Source organism: Bifidobacterium pongonis, from assembly GCF_019331805.1.
GTDB classification, from domain to species: Bacteria; Actinomycetota; Actinomycetes; order Actinomycetales; family Bifidobacteriaceae; genus Bifidobacterium; species Bifidobacterium pongonis.
Genome location: NZ_JAHBBE010000007.1, coordinates 13,001 through 37,002, shown reverse-complemented (window position 1 = coordinate 37,002; position 24,002 = coordinate 13,001). Strand labels below are relative to the sequence as shown.

The 24,002-nt window shown below is 62.2% G+C and carries 8 protein-coding genes; 6 read left to right on the top strand and 2 right to left on the bottom strand.

Annotated elements, in window-relative coordinates; genetic code table 11:
- Window positions 1–49 precede the first annotated feature (49 nt).
- Window positions 50–1,126, top strand: a complete 1,077-nt coding sequence (locus KIH75_RS02970; protein ID WP_219055329.1) for a Gfo/Idh/MocA family protein — start codon at window positions 50–52, stop codon at window positions 1,124–1,126.
- 871 nt (window positions 1,127–1,997) lie between these two features.
- Here KIH75_RS02970 and KIH75_RS02965 read toward each other — a convergent pair.
- On the bottom strand, window positions 1,998–5,825 hold the full coding sequence (locus KIH75_RS02965) for an ATP-dependent DNA helicase (protein ID WP_219055347.1): 3,828 nt from the start codon (window positions 5,823–5,825) through the stop codon (window positions 1,998–2,000).
- Between the two features lie 5 nt (window positions 5,826–5,830).
- Window positions 5,831–10,165 (bottom strand): PD-(D/E)XK nuclease family protein, encoded by a 4,335-nt coding sequence (locus tag KIH75_RS02960; RefSeq protein ID WP_338024274.1) that lies wholly within the window; start codon window positions 10,163–10,165, stop codon window positions 5,831–5,833.
- A gap of 7 nt (window positions 10,166–10,172) precedes the next feature.
- Between KIH75_RS02960 and KIH75_RS02955 the strand changes: the two genes are divergently transcribed.
- The 5 genes from KIH75_RS02955 to KIH75_RS10290 all read left to right on the top strand — a co-directional run bounded on the left by KIH75_RS02955 (window position 10,173) and on the right by KIH75_RS10290 (window position 23,396).
- A complete protein-coding gene (locus tag KIH75_RS02955; RefSeq protein ID WP_219055327.1) occupies window positions 10,173–11,507 on the top strand; it encodes a serine/threonine-protein kinase in 1,335 nt (444 codons plus the stop codon).
- Between the two features lie 568 nt (window positions 11,508–12,075).
- Window positions 12,076–17,952 carry an Ig-like domain-containing protein gene (locus KIH75_RS02950; RefSeq protein ID WP_219055326.1) on the top strand — a complete coding sequence of 1,959 codons (5,877 nt, stop codon included), beginning with the start codon at window positions 12,076–12,078 and terminating at the stop codon, window positions 17,950–17,952.
- Window positions 17,927–19,198 (top strand): AAA family ATPase, encoded by a 1,272-nt coding sequence (locus tag KIH75_RS02945; protein ID WP_219055325.1) that lies wholly within the window; start codon window positions 17,927–17,929, stop codon window positions 19,196–19,198. The genes KIH75_RS02950 and KIH75_RS02945 overlap by 26 nt, the downstream gene beginning before the upstream one ends.
- Window positions 19,199–19,329: 131 nt before the next feature.
- The gene (locus KIH75_RS02940) at window positions 19,330–20,607 is read left to right on the top strand and encodes a DUF58 domain-containing protein (RefSeq protein ID WP_219055324.1); all 1,278 of its coding nucleotides are present in this window, start codon (window positions 19,330–19,332) and stop codon (window positions 20,605–20,607) included.
- A gap of 329 nt (window positions 20,608–20,936) precedes the next feature.
- Window positions 20,937–23,396 carry a transglutaminase-like domain-containing protein gene (locus tag KIH75_RS10290; protein ID WP_219055323.1) on the top strand — a complete coding sequence of 820 codons (2,460 nt, stop codon included), beginning with the start codon at window positions 20,937–20,939 and terminating at the stop codon, window positions 23,394–23,396.
- Window positions 23,397–24,002: the final 606 nt, after the last annotated feature.

Below are 24,002 nucleotides of genomic sequence, written 5' to 3'. Positions count from 1 at the left end.
AACATCGAATCGCATTCGAACGAATCATCCATTCGCTGGAGGAGAAGCAATGAGCAGACTCAACGGCAGACGCGCCGAAGCATTATCCAATGGGGAAATCAATGGGCTGGCCAATGGGGAGAAGGTGAACGTCGCCATTCTGGGCGCCGGTTCCATCGCCAACACCATGGCACGAACGCTGGTGGCTATGGCCGCCGACGAGCGGTATGCCGGTCTGATTCATCCTTATGCCGTGGCTGCGCGTGACGGCGATCGCGCCGAGGCGTTCGCCGCGAAGTACGGTTTCGACAAGGCGTACGGTTCCTATGAGGATATGGTGGCCGACGAGAACGTCGACCTTGTGTATATCGCCACGCCGCACAGTTTCCACGCCGAGCAGGCGATCATGTGCCTCAAGGCCGGCAGGAACGTGCTGGTGGAGAAGTCGTTCACGGCGAATGCCGCACAGGCGTGGCAGCTGTTGAACGTCGCCGCGGAGACGAAACTGTTGGCGACCGAGGCGATCTGGATACGCTACCAGCCGAGTCGCGATCTCATCAACGAGCTGGTGAGCGGCGGCGAGCTGGGCACGATCAGGTCGGTGCGCGCCGATCTGAGTTATGAGCCGCACGGGCGCGACCGTATCACGAATCCTGATCTGGCCGGCGGCGCGCTGCTTGACGTGGGCGTGTATGCGTTGAACTTCATCGATATGGCCGTGGGGGCCGATCATGGGCGTACCGTCACGGATTTCGTCACCACGATGGTGCCGTACAGCACCGGCGTGGATGCGACGAACGCGATCGTGCTGACGTATGACGATGGCTTGTTGGCCACCGCGACGAGCTCCAGGGCCGTGGCGTCGGAGCGTTCCAGCGTGATCTGCGGCGATAAGGGGTATGCGGTTGTGACGAATATCAACAATCCGGAACGCATCGACGTGTTCAACCTGGATCATTCGTTGCGGTACAGCATCGCCGTACCCGATCAGCTGACCGGGTACGAATATGAGGTGGCTGCGGCGGCGAACGCGATTCTCGACGGCAGGACGGAATGCCCGGAGATGCCTCATGCCGACACGTTGCGCATGATGGAGCTGATGGATGGGATTCGCGCCCGCTGGGGCTTGCGGTATCCGTTCGAATGATGGTCGTCCGGTCAGCGGTTATGTTGGTCGCGTTGGTTGCGCTGACCGGATCGGCGGAATCGGTTGAGCGGATCGAATGAGTTGGATGAGCGGCCAACTGACCGCCCGATCACCCGCCAAAACGCGAATCCGAGGGCGGCGGCCCGGAATGTTCGTCTCATTCCGGACTGCCGCCCTCATTGCTTTGCCCTCATTGCTTTGCCCTCATTGCTTTGCCCTCATGTTTTGCCCTCATTGCCTTTAATGGGCCGTCGGTCACCCAGCCCCTCGCTTTCGACTCCCCTTCTCCGAAATCGGACAAAACAGGCCGGAATCTGTCCGAAAACGGTAATGAGGGACGCTCGGCTTTACCGAAATCAGACAAAATACGCCTAATTCTGTCTGAAAACGGTAATGGGGAATGCTCGGCTTTACCGAAATCAGACAAAACAGGCCGGATTCCGTCCGAAAACGGTAATGAGGGACGCTCGGCTTTACCGAAATCAGACAAAATACGCCTAATTCTGTCCGAAAACGGTAATGAGGGACGCTCGGCTTTACCGAAATCAGACAAAATACGCCTAATTCTGTCCGAAAACGGTAATGAGGGACGCCCAGCATTACCGAAATCAGACAAAACAGGCCGGATTCTGTCTGAAAACGGTAACGGGAGACGCCCCGCCTTACCGAAATCAGACAGAATAAGCCGGATTCTGTCCGAAAACGGTAATGAGGGACGCTCGGCTTTACCGAAATCAGACAAAACAGGCCGGATTCCGTCCGAAAACGGTAATGGGGATTGCTTTGCTTTATCGAAATCAGGTGGGACTCAAGCGACTCAAGCGACTCAAGCGCCCCAGTCGAATCAGTCGAATCCGCCGGCTCAAGCGGCTCAGTCGTCGTCGGAATGATCGGGGATGCCGACGCTCAGTTCGGCGATGATATCCTCCCTGCTTTTCGCTTCGGCTCGCAGCTCGCGTCTCGTCTCATCGGCTTCGCTCACGTAATACAGCTCGGCGTCGATCGACTCCAGCGGTATGCCTTCGACTTCGGCGAGCAGCAACCGGTACAAGTCGAGCTGGATGAGCTTGCGTGCCACTTCCTCCCGCTTGTAAGGCCTGTGCCCGGTTTTCCAATCGACGATGGTGAACCGCTTCGACTCGTCCTGCGGGTCGAATCCGCCGAAGAACACGGCATCCAATTTGCCGTTCACCACCTGACCACCCAAGTCACGAACCGACACGACGATCTGGCGTTCCGCCCACGCGGGCGCACGCTTGGCCCACGGCGATTCGGCGAGGCGACGCTCCCATTCGAGAACAGCCGCCGTATCGGCATCCTGCGTTCCCGAGGCAAGACCGTCGCGCAACGCATCGAGCATGCCGTCTCGCGATTCGCCGCTTTCTTCCGGGTGCAGGGCGTTCATGAACCGTTCCGCCCACGCATGGAATCGCGTACCGGTGGACGCCGCCGGCGACGCCACGGACGGAATCGGGCGTATCACGCCACGCCAATACTTGGCCTCGTCACGCTTGTTCAAGCCTCCCGCAATCGCCTGCAATCCGGTCACGCTCTGGCGGGAACCTGCCATAATGCGCTGGGCTTTCCGTTTCACCGCGGTATCCAACGCATCGCCGGTGAGCGCACCGGTCATCAGATCGCCATCCGACACCAACATGCGAGCCTTGTTGTACAGCACACCGGTTCCGGCATCCACGTCGGTTTCACCACGTTCCGCAGCTGCGATGGCGCGACGCACCTGATCCGCGCCCAGCCTGAGTCTGGTGGCGATATCATCACTCAGATGCGCAGGCCAAGCGAACCCGGCACCCTCATCATCATTAGCCTCCGGCTCGTCGAGCCATGCCTGACCGACCACCGCATCCTCGTATTCGCGGGCATGATCGCCCACGAAATACCCGTCCGGCAGCGGAATATCCAGCTCGTCGACATCGGGAAGATTGGACGGCGTGTCCGCGATATCGTTGTGGACGCGCAGAGACTCACGCACCTCCTGCCAGAACACCGAAGGCTTGTTTTTCCGGGCATTGCCCGCTGCGCGCGGGTCACGGCTTTCCACGCCGGTCTGACTGTAGGTGAGCAGCAGATCGGTGCGGGCCCGCGTCAACGCCACATAGGCCAGACGACGTTCGTCGGCATGGTAGCGCCTGCCGTATTCCTCGCTTTGCGTGAGATACAGTGTGTCCGGATCGATGCTGTTGGTTTCGTCGTCGAACGCGCGCAGCGTACCGAATGCCTCATCGTCGACGGTTTCCGGCGCGTCCAGCAGTTCCAGCGATGCGATGGGGTCGGCATCGACCGGGGCGTCATGCGGGAACCTCGGCAGAATGCCCGCGTCCGCACGCACCGGCGCCGGCACCGCACCACTGTTCGACAGCCAGGATCTGGCGTTCTCCTGGTATTCCGGGGCACGCCACACGCCGTCTTCCCAACCGCCTTCATGCCTTTCGTCGGGGCTGATTTTCAGCAAATCGCCCTGCTTGCTGGGGAACTTGCCTTCCTCCAAACCGACCACGGCCACCGCATCCCATTCCAAACCCTTGGACTGGTGGATCGTCATAAGCTCCACATCGGCTTCGCCGCTGACGTTCAGCGTGGAGGTTTCGTCCTCGATGCTGCGCAGATCGTCGACCCATGCCATGAAACCGCGCACCGTGGGGGTCTGCCCGGCTGAAATCTCCGACGTATAGGTGTCGACCAGATCGATGACCGCTTCCATTGGAATGCGGGCGATGGTCGGATTCACGTCCATGTTGCCGCGCATCCCCTGCGCGACCACGGTATCGACGTCCAGTTCCAACGCCTGCACCGCCGCACGCACCACGTCGGGCAATGGCCTGCCGACCGCCCCGCACACCGCGTGCAGCAGTCCGCCGGCACGCAGGATGATCCGCGCATCCGTGTCGTCGATGCCGTCGCATTGCGCCAGCTGTTCGTCCAAATCGTCACGCAGCAGCAGGTCGGCCAGGAATACGGAGCTGCCCACCTTGTCGCGATGCTGCCTGACCAGCGCATCCCAGTTTTCGCGCGGTTCGTCGATCGGCACCAAACCGGCTGCGGCCAGCGCACGATATTGGGTTTCCAGGTTCAGGCCGTTCGCAATGCCGGCGAGCGCCGTCAACGTTTTGCTGCCAAGGCCGAATCGCGGGGTGGCCAGCAGTCGCATGAGTGACTTGCTGTCGCTGTGGTCGCAGGCCACGCGCAGCAGTGCGAACATGTCGCGCACTTCCGGGCGTTCGAGCATGGCGGAGTAGCCGACCGTCACGCAGGAGAGCCCGCATTGTTCCAACGCTTGTTGGAATAACGGCATGAGGTTTTTCGCGCGGAATAGGATGGCGACGCTTCCCTTATGCCCGTCGCTCGTACGGGTGTTGCGTTCGATCGCTTCGCGGCAGAATCGTGCGACGCCGTCGATTTCCTGCCCGAGCGTGTCGTATCCGAGCACGCCCACGGTGCCGGCGGGCGCGGTTTCCAACGGTTCCAGTTCGTTCACGTCCACTTCGCGCATTGGCGAACTGCCTGGGCGGCTGGGGGCGTTGCGCAGCAGCATGGTGAGATTGTTCGCGGCTTCGAGCACCAGCTTCGAGTTGCGTCGGGTGACGCTCAACGAATACGGCTTGTATTCGGCGGGCATGTGGAAGTCCTGCTGGAACATACGGAACGCGCCCGGACTGGCGCCTCGCCATGCGTAGATCGACTGGAACGGATCACCCACGGCGCTCACCACGGTGCCATCGCCGTTGAACAGGGTGGCGATGAGCGCCGCCTGCGTGGTGGAGGTGTCCTGATATTCGTCGAGCAGCACATGGCTGAACCGATTGCGATACCGGGCTCCGATGGAGGGGAAGCGTGTGACGAGCTGGTAGGCCGCGATGGTGAAATCGCTGAATTCCGCCATGTTGAGCCGTCGTTTCTCCGCGTCGTATGCTTCGACCAGGTCGAGCAGGAGGTTACGGCGTTCGGCCGTGTCGGCGAGCGACGCGCACGTGTATACGCAGGCGTCGTGCGCGGCTTGCTGGAATTCCTCCAGTTTCCGCTCCCAGATGTCGTCCGTGTCCTTTTTGGTGCGTTTCGGAGGCTTGAGTTTTATCGCGTTTTCGGGAATGTTCTCCCCTTCGATGAGGCGACGGGTTCGTTCGATGAAGGCATCATCCCATTCGCGCACTCTCGCGATGGCCGTATGCATGTCGGTGACGTCGCCGCCGATCATGGAACTGGCGATGGCGTCGCTGAGTTCGAGCACGCTTGTCGTGGCGTTCGAGAACGATTCGAATCCTTGGCCTCGCAGCGAATCCATATGCTGTTCGACCGTGTTGGCCGCCAGTTGCCGTGCGCCGGCCTCGCTCAACGGCTGCGTGTTCTGATCGAAGCCGACCAGCAGACCGTATTGGCGCACGATGGATTGGAAGAACGCATCGTAGGTGAAGACCGCGGGTTTGAGGAACATGCGATCCGCGTCCCCTTTCCCTTCGCCGATCACCGCCGCGGAGACCCTGGAAAGCAGTTCGCCGGCGGCCTTGCGCGTGAAGGTGAGGCCGAGGATGCGCTCGGGCGCCACGCCGTGTTCGATCAGCGATACGATGCGGCGGGTCATGGTGTAGGTTTTGCCGGAACCTGCGCCCGCTACGACGAGCACGTTATCGCCGACCGGCGCGTTGATGACCTTGGCCTGTTCCGGGCTGTCCGTGAATGTGCTCATGGTGCTCATGCCTGCCTCGTTTCGTATACGGTGACAATCTGCCCCGCGCATGCCGGGCATACGTCCTTCATGCGGCATTTGTCCTTATGCTGACTGTTGGGATGCGCGACGAGTACACGCGACCGGCTTGCGGCGGCCGCGTAGAACACGCGCGCGATCATGACCAGCGACCACATGGCTTGCGTGCCGTTCCAGTGCAGGAAGTCCTGCCATGCCTCGTCGTCGACCTGGTCCAGCGCGTGCGGCCTGTCCTGTGGGAATGCCGGAATGTCGATGAATCTGGCGAGTTTCGGGTAATGGTCGCGAGGCTCGAACCCTTCGGGATTGAGCACCCCGTCGACGAACAGCGGCGGCTGGAAAGCGCCTTCCGGTGAAAAACTGAGTGCCGGCGCGGCATCATCCTGCACGTAGAACAGTCCGCTTTGCGCGATATGCACCGGCTTGCGGCGCCTGCCACGTTCGGGGAACACGAGTCCCAGCTGGTAGCAGACCAGCTGCAGGTCGCTGAAAATCTCGCCGAGATGACGTTTCGCACCCGTCTTGTAATCGATGAGACGGATGGTCGTGCTGCCGTCCGGTAGCACGCGCGTCTCCTTGCGGTCGATTCTGCCGGTCAGCCGGACCGTCATATCCTCACGCATGCCTTCCGGCCATCCGCCGACCAGTGCGCCCATGAGCTGCATGAGCGTCGCCCTGCCGATGGGTTTCATGCCGGGCAACGCATTGTATGCGGCGAGAATGTCGTCGAGGGTGAAACGTGCGGAGAATTCCGTTTCGCATTCGGCGGACCGCAACGTGCCGATGCTGAATTTTCCGGCGTTCTTGCCGAGATAATCGCTTTCGTTGCTGGTCGCGAAATATGACGCCAGATTGCGCAACAACGTCTCGGCCTTCTCGTCCTTGCACATGGCGGCGTACCGTTCCTGGGCTTTGGTGATGTCCGCAATGTCGGGCTTGAGTTCGTCATAGATGTCGATGAGTCGTTTGGCGACCGTGTCGGTGCGCGTTTGCGCCGACGTTCCGGCCACCGCGCCCGGCATGTCGAGGCCTTCCTCACTGCCGCGTTGCGCGACGGCGTGGATGAGCGTGCCGAATCGCGTGGATGCCGAACCAAGGCGCGGTCCGGCGAACCGGTTCTCCATCAGCCAGCACACCGGGCAGGCCCACAGGTTGTCCACTGCGGAAGGCGACAGGGTGACGATGGGCGCGCCTTCGGCGTCCTCGTCGAATTCGATGCCGCGACGGCTCAGTTCCTTCGGATCCGCGACGGTACGGGTCACGGTCGCGTTGTCGCGCTCCGATCCGGGCTCGCCGTCTCGGTCTTCCTTTTCCGGACACTCCGCGTTCTCCGTGGATTCCACGCCTTCCGAGGCCGCGTCGATTTCGAGGAACGGCCAATCATCCGGATCGGCGATGTCGACGCCGTTGCGTGCCAGCAGAGCCAGGGTCGCCGCGGCGTCCCGCGCCTGCGGCGAGCCTTCAGGGTGGCGTGCGAGCATCACGCGGGCTTGGGCCACCAATCCGCGCGGGTCGGCGTCAAGGCCTGCGAATTCGTCGCTTTCCCCGGCAGAACCGACCGCGGTGAATTCCATCGCCTCGATATCACGCGGGCAGTGTTCGGGCATGTAGCCGTACATGAAATCGGATGGTGTGGCGTCGTCGCTGAGTACCGCACTGACCATCGCGGTTTCCGTGGCTCGGGTGAGCGCCACGAGGAAGCTTTTCTTCTCGCTCGACAGCACCGCTTCGAGACGTTCGTCATGCGTGGAATCGCCATGCTTCGTATGTCCGTCCCCGTGCAGGACCACGTCGGCCAGATCCTCGCCGCCGAACAATGTCGCGCGTTCCGCGAGATTCGGCCACACATCCTGCTGCATCTGCGGTATCCACACATGCCTCCAATGCCGACCCGCGGCACCGGCCGGCGTGGTCAGCTCCACGGCCTGTTCCACCGGTCCGACCTTCGCCAGGGAATCCGCTTCGATCTCCATGGACCGCACCTGTTCGATGAAGTCCACGATGTCCGCTCCCCCGGCACCGCCCTGCGCGTATTGGAACAGTCGCATGGCCGTATCGAGCCGATCGTTGGCGGCACGCCCTTCCGGAGTGTTCGCCAAGGCCATGCGCTGCCAGGTTTCGGCCACATCGACGGTATCCCAGGCGAGCGCCAGCACGAACTGCGGCTCCTTCGACGGCAAGGCGCGCAACCCTTGCGCCACGCCGTCGATCAGACGGAACACGCGCTGGAACGCGTTGAGCTGACGTCCGCCGCCGACCACGCTTCCGATCACGGCCAGCACGTCGGCGGCCGGGGCGTCGGCTTCATCAAGCGCCAGCATGGCGTATTGCGACAGCACGCCGAAGGCTTCGGGGGTTCCTGCGACGCCGACGGTCGCCTCGTCCACCTGCGCGTGGGCTGATTCCTTGCGCCGTCGTTCGGTTTCGACCAGCATCTTCCATGCGCGCACGATCCGGGCAAGGTCGCTGCCGTTACCGCCTTCGTCGGATTCCGACGAAGCGTCGGTGATGTTCGTGGCATCCTTGGCGTTCTCGGTATCCGCGGCAATCCTCGCATGTGAAGCATCCGAGGTATCCGCGGCGTCTCCCGCGATGTCATCGAGCCCGGCCAACGATTCCAGCGCCGACATGGCCGATTCGATGGGCTCGATGCGGGCTGGCGCCCCTTCACCGGGTTTCGCGCCGACGGTGACCAGCGGGCTTTCCATCAGCGCCACGACCCGCGCCCTGGAGAACGCCCCGATCTGTTCCAAGGTCATGTCCGTCTGTTCGAGTCCGCGCACGCGCAGGTTCGCCAGTTCGATGAGTGCGAACAATCCCCGCACGAAAGGCTCGCTTTTCAACGGTCGCGTAACCGACGAGTATCGTACCGGCACGCCGTCGCGTCTGAGCCGTTCGCCGAACCGACGAACCGTGGCGTTGTCATGCGCGATGACGGCCATGTCGTTCCATTCGGTTCCATGGTCGAGGTGGGCTCGTTTGATACGCCACACCACGTCGTCGAGCTCCTCACGCGGGCTGCGGTAGATGGCGCAGGCCAGCGAATCGTCGGTGAGCTTGGTTTTGGCGATTGGCCATGCTCCCGGCCGGACGGGCATTTTACCTGGTCGCAGTTGCACCGGCAACGGCGAGGGTTCGGTGGAGGTGATGGACAACGATACGCGTGAGGCGACGAGATCGAGATAGTCGTGTTTTCTCGCGGATGTTGCGGATTCCAAGGTTCCGGAGGATGCCGTGGACGCTGCGGATTCGGCGGGCTGCGGGTCTTCCGTCTCGTCCACGCCGGAACCGATGTCGATCAGACGGGCTTGCAGTGCGCCCTGAATCGCCCGGTCGAACAGGTATTCGGGGTAGGATCCGCGGAAGGTCTGCACGGATTCATCGGGATTGCCGTCGAGCACGACGGCGACGCCATGCCCATGCAACGCTTCGATGAAGCGCAATCCGGCGAGCGTGGTGTCCTGGTAATCGTCGACGAGCAGCATGCGCGGCAGCACACCAGCGAATCGTGCATCATCCGCGTCATTGCCGCCCTCGCCCAATACTGCGGCGCCTTCGACCAGCAGTCTGGACGCGTCCAGACGGTATTCACCCGGGTATGCGGCGGCGAGCGCCTGCTCGTATTCGCCACGCAACGCGAAGACGAGCCGCCATTGCACGGTCAGACGTTCGGCGTCACGCCAATCATCGTGTTCCGCACGCCGTAGCGTGCCGATGAGCTCCTGCTCCCTGCCGGGCGTCGCGCCAAGCTCGTCCATACGTGCCAGCATGTCTCGCAACTGGCTTACGAACGAGGCGGATATACCGTTCTCCAGCATTGCCGCGGTGGTGGTTGCCGCGTCGCCGCCGTCTGCATCCAGCGAGGGGATCACCGCGCCCGCCCAATCATCCTGCGCGAAATACAGGCGCAGCAGCTTGCAGGTGTCGCACAGGTCGCCGCCCACCGCATGGTTCAGATGCACGGCGAGCACTTGCCGGAGCAGCGAGTCCTGTTCGGCGCCGTTGAGCAGTTTCGGCATGGGGAGTTTGAGGAAGGATCTGCTGGCGGCTATGACGCGGAATGCGAGCGCCGACAGCGTGGTGACGGGTCTTGCCTGTGCGAGCGCCCCGAGTTCGCGTATGGCGTTGTCGGAAAGCATGCTGCCGAGGTTTCGGTTGGGCACGCACATGATCGCGCCGTTGTCGCCGTGCGCGCGCAACGCCGACACGAGGGACCGGTATGCGAGCCCGGTTTTCCCGCTGCCCGGCATACCTACGATCAGCAGCGGTTCCGCTGCTTCGCCCTTGATCAGCCGTTCTATCGCCTTTGATGCATTCCCCAAACCAGTCATGCATTCCAGACTAGCCGCTCTTCGAGCACGTCGGCATGCCGGTCCCACATTCCCCCCTCCTGTCCCGTCGCGTGTTCCAAAGGGTGAGGCACGACTCGCCGTACCCCCTTCACGAACCCCGTCCACGCCGTCACGCAGAATGCTTACACCCTCAACGTGGAAGGAGCGAATCATGATCAAGAACACCTCTCCCCCATTGGCGTGCCGGCCTCCGAGCATCGACGGTCTCACGTTCGTCCGTCATGTCGGTTCCGGTTCGACCGCGAACGTGCACCTGTATCGGGAATCGGATCCCGACCGTCTGTTGGCCGTCAAAGTGGGCGATGATGCCCGCGCTCATGCCCCGGCGTGTATTCTCCGCGAAGCCGACATGATGGCCCGGCTGCCGGAGCATCCGAACATTCTTCCCCTGCTCGCATTGGGGACCGCGAGCGACGGATCGGATTATCTTGTTTTCGAATACGCTTCGGGCGGCAACTACCGTGAGCTGCTGCGAAAGCGAGCGCTTTCCTACGGGGAGGCACTTGATCTTGGCATCAAACTGGCGGGTGCATTGTGCGCGGCGCATCGGGCCGGCGTGCTGCACCGTGATATCAAACCGTCGAACGTGCTGATCCGCGCCGACGGCGAGCCTGCGCTGGCTGATTTCGGTATTGCCTGCAGCGTCTATGGGGATGGGCGCGTAGGCTATTCGATTCCTTGGGCCGCGCCCGAAACGCTTTCCGGCGGGCGCGGGCGGGAATGCGCCGACTTGTATTCCCTCGCCTCGCTGTTGTATGCCGCATTGGCTGGCTCATCGCCGTTCGAACACGGGTATCATCCGCAGTCCCATGCCGAATTGCGGCACGCGATGCTGCATTTGCCTCTGCCTCCGATTGGCCGGGATGATGTGCCGGAGGATTTCGAACGCTTGCTGGGCCGCGCGATGGCGAGGGATCCCGATAAGCGGTTCCCTTCCGTAGCCGATTTCGCCGAAAGTATTCGCATGTTGCGCGATGATGCGCAAGCGGCCAGCGTTTCGGTGGATTCGCCGTCCACCGGTGATTCGGCGTCCGCGCCTGCGCCTATGACTGCGTCTGCACCTGTGCGCATGGCACGTGTACGGTTCCCGCGCCGATGCGCGACGGCGATCCCGATTGTGGCGGCGGTTCTGTTGGCGATTCTGCCCGTGCTGATGTTCGCCGTTCAACATGCGGATGCTTGGGTTCCCAGTGAGCGGATACGTGTTCCCGATGGCGGAAGCGCGTTCGATTTCAACGTTTCCGGGGATTCCCATGTTCCCGGCACGGGTTCGCGCTCCGGCGCCGAGGCCGGCTCGGCGCGGCGATCCTGACGGGCTGGCGTTTCAGGCTCACGACGTTTCCTGCTCACGACGTTTCCTGCTTACGACGTTCCCGATATTCGGCGCACGTCGAGCGGTCGCATCATCGGATCGTTGAACCGTTGAATCCATTGAACCGTTGATCCATCGAGCATTGCGGTCCATCGCATACCCGTGTGCCTTTCCCAAGGCGCCTATGCCCCGTCCGTATGTTCCGCGCGCTTCTCCGGACGGCATGGTGTACGCCAGTACCCTACGTCCGCATACCCGCATCCGAATATCCGCATATCCACACGCGTACCACACGCGTCCACACACATACCCGCATACCCGTAATAGCAGCATCGCTTCGAGGCCGTTGCCTTAAGCCCGGCAGAATCGGATTACGATCATGACCGCTTCCACACCTATCCCCCCGTTTCCTTTCCCATTCCGCCACGTTCCAAGGCGTGCCGGAGGTCGGGCGGCGTGGCTTCATCGCCGCTTGGAACTTCACGGGCCGAACTCCCGCAAACCAAACTCCCGCAAACCGAATTCCCGCAGACCGCCCGGTTGGCGGCTTCCGGTATCGCCGCTCGCGGTGGTCGCCCTGCTGGCGTTCGTCGTCTGCGTGATTGCGGTGAACTCCGTTGTCCGTCAACAGGTGCATTGCGATGACGGTACGGTATGGATCATCTCGCTTGACCGCGGCAAGGCCTTGCGGTTCAACGCGGATATCGACGAGCCGACCGCCGTGGCCGCCGCGCAGGGCACGCGCTTCGACGTCGCGCAATCCGGCGACCACACGCTGCTTGTCGAAAACGGCGGATTGGCTTCCATCACGGCTTCGACTTTGGAGATATCGAAACTCGACGCCGCGCATGGCGACGTCATGCTGGGTGGCGGCACCGTCGCGGCTCTCGACACCCGTGGCGGCAATCTGCGGGTCGGGAACGCCGAGCGCATGGGGGAGACGTTTTCCGCGAACAGCTCACCTGTGCTGCGCTTGTGGACCGGCGGCAAGGCGGTTGTGGACCGGAACGGTACCGTCTGGGCGTACCGTCCACGTGACGGCATGGTGTTTGCCGTCACGTCCCGCGGGTCGGTGCGGGAGGTGGGGTCGTTGAGCGACGGCGAGCGCCTGCAGGTTTCCTCGTTCACCGTGGTCGATGGCATTCCGGTCGTCTTGGCCGATGAACGTCTTATATTCCCCGGAGGCGAAGCCCGGCTTGATGATGGTACACACGCCCGTTTGCAGGCGCCGCCCACCGACGATCGCCAGTCAGGATGGGTGGCCGTCGCTATGCCTGGCGGTATCACGATGGTGAAATTGCATGGTTCCAACCCGAAACCGGTGGCGGTCACATCCCTGGGCGATGGGTTGCCTGCGCAACCGGTGTCGTCCGGCGGTTGTGTCCATGCGGCGTTCAGTCAGAGCGCGGACAACTATATCCGCGTATGTTCGTCTTCCGCCGATGGGGCGGCGTTCTCCTCGCTTGATGCCGTAACTTCGGCTTCCGAATTGACGTTCCGCACGAACCACCGTCATGTCGTGTTGAACGATGTGCGCGACGGTACCGTTTGGAATCCGCAACGTTCGACGGATGCGATCGATGTCAGTTGGGATACCGTGCAGGTGGCGCAACGTGAGGAGGATGACGATACGGACGCCGACGCCGACAATCACGCCCCCACTGGGAACGATTGCGAGGCCGATGCCACGCAATCGGAGCGGTTGATGGCTGTGGATGACGAGTTCGGCGTCCGCCCATCGAGCCGTATGATCCTCGACGTGCTGCGCAATGATGAGCGTTCCGGCTGTTCGGCGCTTCGCATCGACCGTGTCGGCGCTCCTTCCGGAGGTTCGGTTCGCGTGACGCCGATCCAGCATGGCAGGTATCTGCAGCTTGACGCCTCGGAACTGCAAGGTGGTTCGGTACGGTTCTCCTATGAGGTCTCCGATGGGCATGGGCGGACGTCGACGGCGCAGGTGCGGTTGGATGCCGTCAACCCGGATGTCAATCATGCGCCGTTGCAGGTTTTGGGTCAACCGGAGTACAGCGTCGAACAAGGTGGCGCATATACGACGAATGTTCTGGATTCGTTCACCGACCCGGATGGCGATCCGTTGACCTTGGTCCGTGCCGAGCCGCGCGATGATGCCGATGCGCGTGTCCACGCCCGCGCCGACGGACGGCTGACGTTCAGCCCCGGTTCGTCGCCTTCCGGAAGGGTGGTCGTCGAAATAACCGTTTCCGATGGGAAGGCAACGGGAACGGGATTGGTGTCGTTCTCCATACGCCCGGCCGGTTCCCTGCCCGCGGATCTCGATTCCGCAGCCCATGGCACCGTGCCCGGGGAGACGGTAGACATCGATCTCGCACCGTATATCCATGCCACCGGCGCGCAGCGGCCGGAATTGGTCGATGTCGAACAGCCGGAGAACACGAGCGTATCGTTCAGCGCTTCCGGTACGACGTTGTCGTTCACCGCGGCGATTCCCGGTACCTATCATGTGCCGTACACGGTACGGCAGGGGCGGGCGGCATCGACCGGCATGGTTCGTGTCGACGTGGAGCCCGCCTCGCGTGAGGCGTCGGCGCCCGTCACTTCGGATGACGTGGCCATGTTGGTCGCCGAAGGCACCGCCTTGGTGGAACCGTTGGCCAACGATACGGATCCGACCGGCGGCGTGCTGTCGGTCACCTCCGTTTCCGTACCGGCGAATAGCGGTGTTTCCGCGGTGGTGGTGGATCGAGGGCGCGTCCGGGTGACGGCCAGGCAAGCCCTGTCGGCGCCTGTCGGCATCACCTATACCGCGGCCAACACGAGCGGATCATCAATCGGAAGCATCATCGTGCATCCTGCGCGAGCCGTTTCCGGTTCCTCGCTGATTCGGGCCGACGATTTCACGGTCGGAGTGCGATGCGGTGGCACCCGTACGGTTGCCGTGCTCGATCATGTTCTGTATGACGCGGATGATGGCGCGATGTTGCAAGGCACGCCGAACACCGATGGGGATTTCCGGGGTGAGATATTCGCGTCCGACGATTCGTTGCGTTACCGGGCACCAGAGCGCCCCGGCGAATATTCGGCCGTTTATACGGTGGTGAACGATGCCGGCGAATCGGTTTCCGCAACCGTCACGTTTTCGGTGCATCGCCGTGATGCGGAGGGGAAGAGGCCACCGAACCCACGCACGGTGGAGGCTCGGACCACGCCGGGCGGCAAGGTCCGCATTCCCATTCCGCTCACGGGCATCGATGAGGATGGCGATGACGTGCTGCTGCTCGGATTGGGCAATGAGGTGCCGCAATCGGGCAGGATCACGGAAACCGGGGCGGATTATCTGGTGTATGAGGCGTTCGCCGATGCGAACGGCACCGATTCCTTCACCTATGCGGTGGAGGATTGGTCCGGCCGGCGATCCCAGGCGAAGGTACGGGTCGGTGTGGCTTCCGCGTCTCCGAACGCCGGGGTTACGGCCCGTGATGATGCGATCGCCTTGCGCCCGGGAGCCGATGCGATGGTGCCTGTTCTGGCCAATGATGTCGCCTGCGGCGGCGGTGATCTGACGTTGTCATCCGAACTGGAGATCAGTGGTCTGCCCGGCGCGCGAGTGGTCGATAATCATATCGCTTTCACCGCTCCCACCGAGGAGGGAACCGGGTACGCCGTGTACACCGTGCGCGATGAGGCAGGTATGGAGGGCAAGGCCACGCTGACCGTGCGCGTGGATCGTGACGCGCGGATCCTGGCACCTCGAACCCATGATTATCGCGTGCCCGCGCAAGCCACTGTCGATAGACGTGTCGTGGAGGTGGATCTCAGCGACTGGATATCCAATCCTTCGGGAACACCTGATGAACTTGCCATGAAAGTGGCCTCGCCAGCAAAAGGCATGGCACGGCTTACCGCACCTCGGACCGTTGCCGTGGAACTCGCCGACGAACCGTACGCCGTACCGTACACGGTGACGAACACCACGCATGGCGTATCGTCCACCGCATTCATCCACGTGCCCGCCTATGGTTCCTTCCCGCCGACGGCGCGACCGGACGCTCCCGAACTCAGCGTGGCGGCCGGGCAAAGCATCACCATCACCGTCGCCGATCATGTGCGCGTGGGGGCCGGCAAGAAGGCGTATGCCGATCGCCGCGAATCCGTTGTGGCGACCAAGGGCGCCTCCGCCGTGATTCTCGATGACGGCGAAACGTTACGGTTCACCGCCCCATCCGGGTATGCCGGTTTGGCCTCCATGGCGTTCACCGCCGTGGACGCCAAGCCCAGTAACGGTTCCGGCAACAACTCCGATGGCACCTCCGGCAGCAGCTCCACAGGTGACGCGGCGGTTATCATGCTGACCGTCATGGTGACAGGGCGAAGCCAGTCACCACCGGCATTCCCCTCGACGACCATCGATATGGCGCCCGGCGACCCGACGCGTACCATCGACCTGAACGCTTTGACGACGATTCCCTACGCCACGGAATCGGCTGATGCCCTAACGTATTCGGGCGGATTGGACTCGTCGGATCTGCAGGCCACCGTCTCCAAAAATGGTCGGTTGAAGTTGCAGGTTGCCATGACCGCCAGAACCGGTACGACCGTCAGCGTGCCGTTGCGCATTCATGCCGGCGATACGACGGTGGACGCCGGATTGAACGTGCGCATCGTGACCTCGTCTCGCCCGCTGGCCCGCATTCCGGAACGGAATCTGCGCCTTCATGCGGGCGATTCGCAACACGTCGACATGTTGGCCGACGCCTACAATCCCTTCCCCGATACCCCGCTTACGGTAACCGCCTGTTCCGGTGCTGGAGACGGTGTCACCGTGACCTGCGGCAAGTCGGGAACCATCGAGATCACGGCCGCACGCGGCATCGCCACGGCATCGCAGGATATCACCGTCACAGTCGAGGATGCGACCGGCTCTTCGGAACGCACGGTCAGCGGCATATTGCATGTTCGGATAGCCGATGCGCCCGCCGCACCGGCGCTGCTCCCCACACGGACAGCGGCGGAGAACGGAGCCGTCACCTTGTTCTGGGAGGCGAGCCGAAGCGGCGGCGTGCTCGAATATGAAGCGGAAGTACGCGCCGCTGCCGGAGTCGGCGGTACCGGAAGTCGTTCATGCGGAATCGCCACGACCTGCACGATCGGCGGATTGTCCAACGGCAACCGGTACGAGTTCAGGGTGAGGGCCAGGAACGACGTCGGCTGGTCATCCTATTCCAATACCGTTTTCGGTACACCGGACGCGCCGCCCGGGAAACCAACGCAACTGCACGCCGTCGGCGGACGCAACACGTTGACGGTCAGTTGGCGGGCTCCTTCCGGCAGCGGGAGTGCCTTCAGCGCACCCACTTCGTATCTCGTCTCGCTGACCGGTTCCGACGGCGTCACCTATGAGCAGACGGAAACCACCGGCATGCAGGTCGCGTTCGGCATCACGGATGCCCGACTATCCGCGTCATCATCGTTCGGCGTGGAGGTCAGAGCCGTGAACGGGGCCGGGGTCGGAGAGCGTGAAACGGTGAATGTCGCGCGGGGCGAGGTGTATGGCGAACCGGAACGCCCGGTTCTCGCCCTGCGCCAGGATGCTTCGGAGCCGAATCTCATCAGAGGTTCGATCGTTTCCGGTGATATGCGCGGCAACCGTTGCGCCGCCATATCGATCGACCGTGATACGGGCGCAGGGCCTTCCTGCGCGGAATCCTCGTTCTCGTTCATGATCGATGATGGGGAGTTCTTCTCCACGATCACCGTCACGGCGACCATACGTACGGACCATGGGGAGAGTATCCGCTCGCTTCCCGTTTCGATTACGCCCGTCACCGCCATAGGCCGGGCGGAGTTCCTCGATGTCGACGGTTCGGACGGTGTGTGCACGATGCGCTGGCGAATCAACGGCAAAGCCGATGGCGTGAAAGCGAACCTACATGGGGTGAGCTCGTCGCGAAGAAGCGGCGTATTGGAGTACACGCCAGAGCCTTGGACCCCGTGCGAGACGGGAACCGTCACACCCACGTTGAACGGCGAGTCCGGAGCCACGATGATCAGCCCGACCGATGCCAGCATGAACAGGCCGCCCGCCCACATCACCACGCCCGCGTCCGTCCGGTGGGATGGGCCCGATCATGTGATCGTACGGTCCGGAAACGTCGATACGTATGGCCAGTCCGCCACCGTGCAACTGGTCATCAACGACATCCCGTTCGATTGGATGCCCGCCGCCGCACGCCGCATCGACGTTTCCGCATTACCCGCAGCCGACTCGTACCGGTGGAGCATACGGGTCGTCGCCGGTGACGCGCGGCTCAACGCGAGAGCCGAACCTCCGGGGAACACCGTGGAGGGTACTCGAACCGCCACACCTTCCAGGGTGTCCGCACCGATCGAACCATTCACGCCAACCAAATCAACCACCATCCATAAGTCAGGAGATGCCAATGCCAGCCTTGTTTTCCCTCGATGACGCCACTTGCGTTTCGGATGCCACGCATATTTCCGACGCGACGCATGTTTCCAACATGCCGTCTATCTCCAATGCGACGCAAATTCCCGATATGACGCATGTTTCCGATGCCACACGCGTTTCCAACATGCCGCATGTTTCCGACGCGACGCGCGTATCCGATGCGACGCGCGTATCCGGCATCGCACGTCCGTCCAACGATGATTCCGCGCAGCCGCCATCGTCCGCCGATATCGCCATGTTCCGGCATGGATTCGCCGAGGCTTCGGCATGCGTCTCCTCCGAGATCATCGGCAAACCCGAGGCGGTCCGCCGCCTGCTTGTCGCATTGTTCGCCGGCGGGCATGTGCTGTTGGAGGATGAGCCCGGCACCGGTAAAACCCGGCTGGCCAGGGCCGTGGCGCGGGCCATCGACGCGGATTTCGGCCGCATCCAATTCACGCCGGATCTGCTGCCTTCCGATGTTGTGGGAGCCGTCCTGTTCGACCAGCGGCATGGTGTGTTCTCGCTGCGCAAAGGCCCGGTATTCGCTTCCCTCGTGTTGGGCGACGAAATCAACCGCGCGTCGCCGAAGACGCAGTCGGCCCTGTTGGAGGTGATGGAGGAAGGCCATGTCACCATCGATGGCACCACTCATGATGTGCCCAACCCGTTCATGGTGATCGCCACGCAGAATCCGACCGGCCACCTTGGCACTTACGCACTGCCGGAGGCGCAGATGGACCGGTTCATGATGCGAGTCTCGCTGGGGCATCCGAATAGGGATTCCTCAGTGGAGATTCTTCGTCGCGCCGACCGGCCGGATGCGCCCGAATCATCCGCTCCCGCATCACAGGCCGGAAATCATGGCGATACCGGCGGAAAGCCGCGGAACATCGCGGTGATGACACCGCCGCAGGTTGCCGCGATGCGTTCCGTGGCGAACGGGATTCATGTGGATGACGGGTTGCTCGAATACATCATCCGGCTGGTTGAGGAGACACGGCGTGACGAACAGGTGCGGGCCGGCGCGTCCATGCGTGGCGCGTTGGCGTTGCTGCGTTGCGCGCGCGTCGCCGCGGCCGCCGATGGGCGCGGGTATGCGCTGCCGGATGATGTCATGGAGTTCGCGATCCCCGTGCTTGCGCATCGTCTCGCGCTCACCGATGATGCGACGTTCGTCGGCGTGACGCAGCAGGATGTCGTTCAACGGATCGTCGAGCATGTTCCCGTACCGTTCATTGGCCGTGAGGGGAATCTGCCATGATGCCGCCCGCCATTGTTCATCATGTACGTACCGTATTTCCCGCTTTCCCGTCAACGGCACGGCTCTCAACGGCACGGCTCTTAACGGTTTGGCGGCGATTGCGCTCTTCGCGATTCCGATCATGCGAGCGCGTGGTCGATCACGCAGCCGCCGCCCTGCGGGCCCTGCTCCATTGGTATCCAAAGCGTCTGCATGTCACGTCGCGAGGCTGGGGGCTGCTCGCCTGCGGAGCGGTATCGCTGCCGGTGTTTTTGGCGACCGGCTGGCATGAGTTCCTGCTGTTCGCCGTGGCAAGTCCGGTCATCATGGGCCTGTGTGCGATGTTCGCGTTGCAACGGGTCGGTGTGGATGCCGATCTGGAAATCGACACGTCTCGCGTGACCATGGGTGAGGATGTCGATTTCCGGCTGGTATTGCGTGCACCGACCGGCACGCCCTGGGGTTCTCTTGAGATGACGCTGCCCGTCCGCGGCGCCTTGCAACGGATTCCGCTGCCGGTACCGTTGCCGAAGCGGGGCGACCGAATCGACATCACGTTGCACACGCCACCCCGGTCATGCTTCGTCGTCGGCCCGGCATCGATACGCCACGGCGACCCGTTTGGCTTCCTCTATTATGAGCGCGAGGCTTCGCATAGTGCCATCGTGCATGTCCATCCGCGTATCGTGCGGTTGCCGTTCGCCCCTATCGGCTCGGTGCGCGATCCGGACGGTTGCGTTTCGGGTGCCGTCGTGGATGATGATTTCGATTTCCATGGGTTGCGCCCTTATGTTCCCGGCGATGATTTGCGCGGCGTGCACTGGTTGACTTCCGCAAGAAGCGGGAATCTGATGGTCCGTCGTTACGAGTCGACGGTTCAGGCCGTGCCCATGGTGCATTTCGTACCTTCGATTTCCGATTTCTCGGACTTGGAGGAATTCGAGCTCGCCGTATCCGTATTCGCATCAATCGGCGTGCACTGCGTGCGACGGCATCGCATGGTGTTTGCCGAAGTCCATCCCGAGCTTTGTCCCGACGACCGTTCCAGTATTCGTCCCGATATTCGTCCTGGTATTCGTCCCGACGTTCGTTCCGACGTCATGTCGGCGAGCGCCATTACCCCATTCCTTGACTTGTGCAGTGGTATCACGCCGGTTGACGTCCAAATACCGCAGCACAGGCGGAATGCCGTTCCTCATGGCTTGCCACGGAATATTTCTCTGCATTGCCATGTGGTGGGGTCGCGCCATGATGCCGTGGCGTTGCGCCGCCGATGCGCGGCCTCTTCAGAAGCTTCGGATGCCGTTATGAGCATTATCGTCAGGGTGGAACGGGGCGCTGCGGCTTCGATGGAAACCCATGGCATGGTCATGCTGCTCACCGTCGGCGATCTCGACGGGCTTCGCAGCCTCTGGAAGGCGGTGGCGTGATGCGTATGCGCTGGTTTTCTTTCTCGCGCTGGCGGTCGAGCCGCATTCCCATGGACCGGAGTGTCACGCCCGACCGAACCGTTTCGCCGGACTCCGGTTCGGTAGCTCTCGGTTCGGCAGCTTTCGGTTCGGCAGCCTCCACCGCGTTTCCCCTCACAATCCGGTTGAACGGCCTCACCACAAACGCTTCCGATTCAAACAGTCCTGTTCCAAGCAATCACGTTCCAAGCGGCTCCGATTCGAAAGACCCTGCACATTCCAAGCATCTCGAGCGTCTCAGCCATCTCATCTCCCCGGCTTATGCCCGGCTACTCGCCGATCAGAGTCGCGTGATCGTCGTGACCATGCTGGCCTGCGCCAATCTCATCGGCGTGTACGGCGATGTTCCAGCATGGGCGAAAACCACTGCAGTCGCAGCCCTGTATGGTTGCGCGGCTTCCCTGACCGCCCATATCGTATGGCCGCGCCGCAGAAGAATGGTCGCCTTCCTGCTGACGGCGATCGGTCAGCTTGCTGCCGGTCCCATAATGGTCGCCGGATCGGCAGTCATACCATCCGTCGGAACCGTCATCCAAGGTTGGAACCGTTCCCTCGCCTCGTTCAAGTATTTGATTTCGGCGGCGGTTCCAATCGGCGCGGATTCCACGGCGCTGCTGGCCGTATGGACTCTTGCCTTGTGGTGCGCGTTCCTCACTTCCCAAGCGGTTCTGCCGGCCACGTTACCCGTAGCCGCACATCGTTCACCTAGCGATGAACGAACAGGCACCAAACAATCTCACACCGAGCCAGCCGCCACCAGTCCAACCGAAAAGCCAGCTGCCGCCAGATGGAACGTCACCGCCAGACGGAACGTCACCGCGCAGGGCACGGCCTCCCCGCCCGACTTCCCGCCATCCGCTCCCCTGCTCACCATCCCACCCGTACTCCTCACCTTCGCAGTCTCCGCACTGCTGGGAACCGTGGAAGGTTGGCATAACGCGATCGTCGGAGCCATGGCGTTGACGGTTCTGTTCCCTTGGTTTTCGATTCGTGGCCTTCGATGGAATCCTCGCCGTTGCCTGTCGGCGGTTCTGGTGCTCGCCCTGGCCGTCAACGCGGGATGGTGCGCGTGCACCGTTTCGTCACGGCATCGCTTCGCTTTGCGCGATTATTACGAGCCGCCCATCATGCTGCGCGACCATACCAGCCCGTTGTCCACAATGCGCTCGTATGTCAAGAACCATCGCGACGATACCGTGCTCACGGCCCGGGGGTTGCCCACCGGCACACCGGTGCGTATGGCGGTGATGACCTGTTTCGACGGCAACGTGTGGAATATCGCCGGTTGCACGGATGGCGGCGCACCCGTCACCTATCGCGGTTTGGCCGCCGGCGACGGCAGGCCGCGCGACGGCGAGCGCAGTATCACGTTCACCGTCGATAAGGCGCTTGCCGGTTCCAACTGGCTGCCGATCGCGGGCATTCCGCGTTCCGCAACGGTACATGGCAACATTGCCGGGACCAACACGGCCTCCAACATCGATTCCAATACCAGCACAGGTTCCAACACCAACGCCGATTACGGCGTGTTCTACAATGCCGACACGAATTCGGCGGTGTACCCGGCAGGTATGCCCGACCGGCTGACCTATACCGTCACCGGCCGGCTGACCGCCGCACCTTCCGATACCGTAATCGCCTCGGCGAAAGCCGTCACACCAGCGTCGGCATCGGCGGCGTCTCCGGACGTTCCCGGCAAGGTCGGCACGCTGGCCGCGGCCATCGCGGGCGGTCAGGAAACGGGCGGCGCAACCGCGCAGGCTTTGGCCGCATGGCTGAGTTCCGAAGGCTGGTTCTCGCATGGTTCGCCCGGCGAACATTCTTCCCTCGCCGGTCACGGCAGTCATCGTATTGCGGCGCTATTGTCCGGCGAAGGCATGGTGGGCGATTCGGAACAGTACGCTTCGGCGATGGCGTTGATGGCGCAGGAGCTTGGACTGAACAGCCGTGTGGTGCTCGGGTTCGTTCCCAAAGGCGGCGATGGGACGATATCGGCCGCGCGGTCGGCGCACGTGGACGGCCAACCGGTGACCGAATTCACCGGTAATGATGTCGAAGCTTGGACGGAAATCGAGTTCGAGAAGCTTGGTTGGGTGGCGTTCTTTCCCACACCGCCGGAAACGAAAACCGCCGACGATACGAACATCGGTTCGCCATCCAATGCCGATCGTTCCGCACGGCAGCCTCCGGGACCGCTCACCGAACCGCCGCGGGAGGAACCGCCTCGACCAGGCGGCGCTCCAACGTCCGGTGTTGATGAGCGCAGCGACGAAGACGAACGATCCTGGCGATCGGCTCTGCGAATAGCGGGAATCGTAATGCTCTGGCTCAGCCCGATCTGGCTGCTCATCATCGTTGCCGCAATGCTGTTCCTCCATGCCAGGCTGCGGCTGCGCATGGTCAGGAACCGTGGTACGCCGCGGGATCGTCTGATTGCCGGATGGCGGTCGCTTTCCGATCTCGCACGGTACGGCGGACTGCTTAGTCCGGTCCCGTGCGCCACGAGACGTATGCAAGCGGCGCGACTATGCGATAGGTTCCCCGATCATGCGAACGTCATCCGATCGTTGGCCGAACAGGCCGATCATGCGGCATTCTCCGGCGAACAGGTCAGCATGGAGACGGTGCAACCGTATTGGCGTGACGTCGACCGCGTACGCGCATGTCTGCTGGCATCATTGCCACGCCGTATCCGATGGCTCATACCGTTCATACCGATCGGCGCCCGCCGCCATCGTACCGGCGCATAACGCGCAACAGCCAACCCAATCATCCGAAAACAGCAACACCCAAGCCCCCGCTACCGTTTTCAGACAGAAACAGGGCCAAACTGTCCGAAAACGGTAACAGGACACCCCAAACCCCCGCTACCGGTTTCAGACAGAATCAAGCCAAATCTGTCCGAAAACGGTAACGAGACGCCCAACACCCCCATTACCGTTTTCAGACAGAATCAGGGCAAATTTGTCCGAAAACGGTAGCAGGACACCACCCCCCACTACCGTTTTCAGACAGAATCAGGGCAAAACTGTCCGAAAACGGTAACAGGACACCCCCACTACCGTTTTCAGACAGAAACAGGGCCAAACTGTCCGAAAACGGTAACAGGACACCCAACACCCCATTACCGTTTTCAGACAGAATCAGGGCCAAACTGTCCGAAAACGGTAACGAAACACCCAACACCTCCATTACCGTTTTCAGACAGAAACAGGGCCAAACTGTCCGAAAACGGTAACAAGACACCCCAAACCCCCGCTACCGGTTTCAGACAGAATCAGGGCAAATTTGTCCGAAAACAGCAACGAGACTCCAGCATCCCCACTACCGTTTTCAGACAGAATCAGGGCAAAACT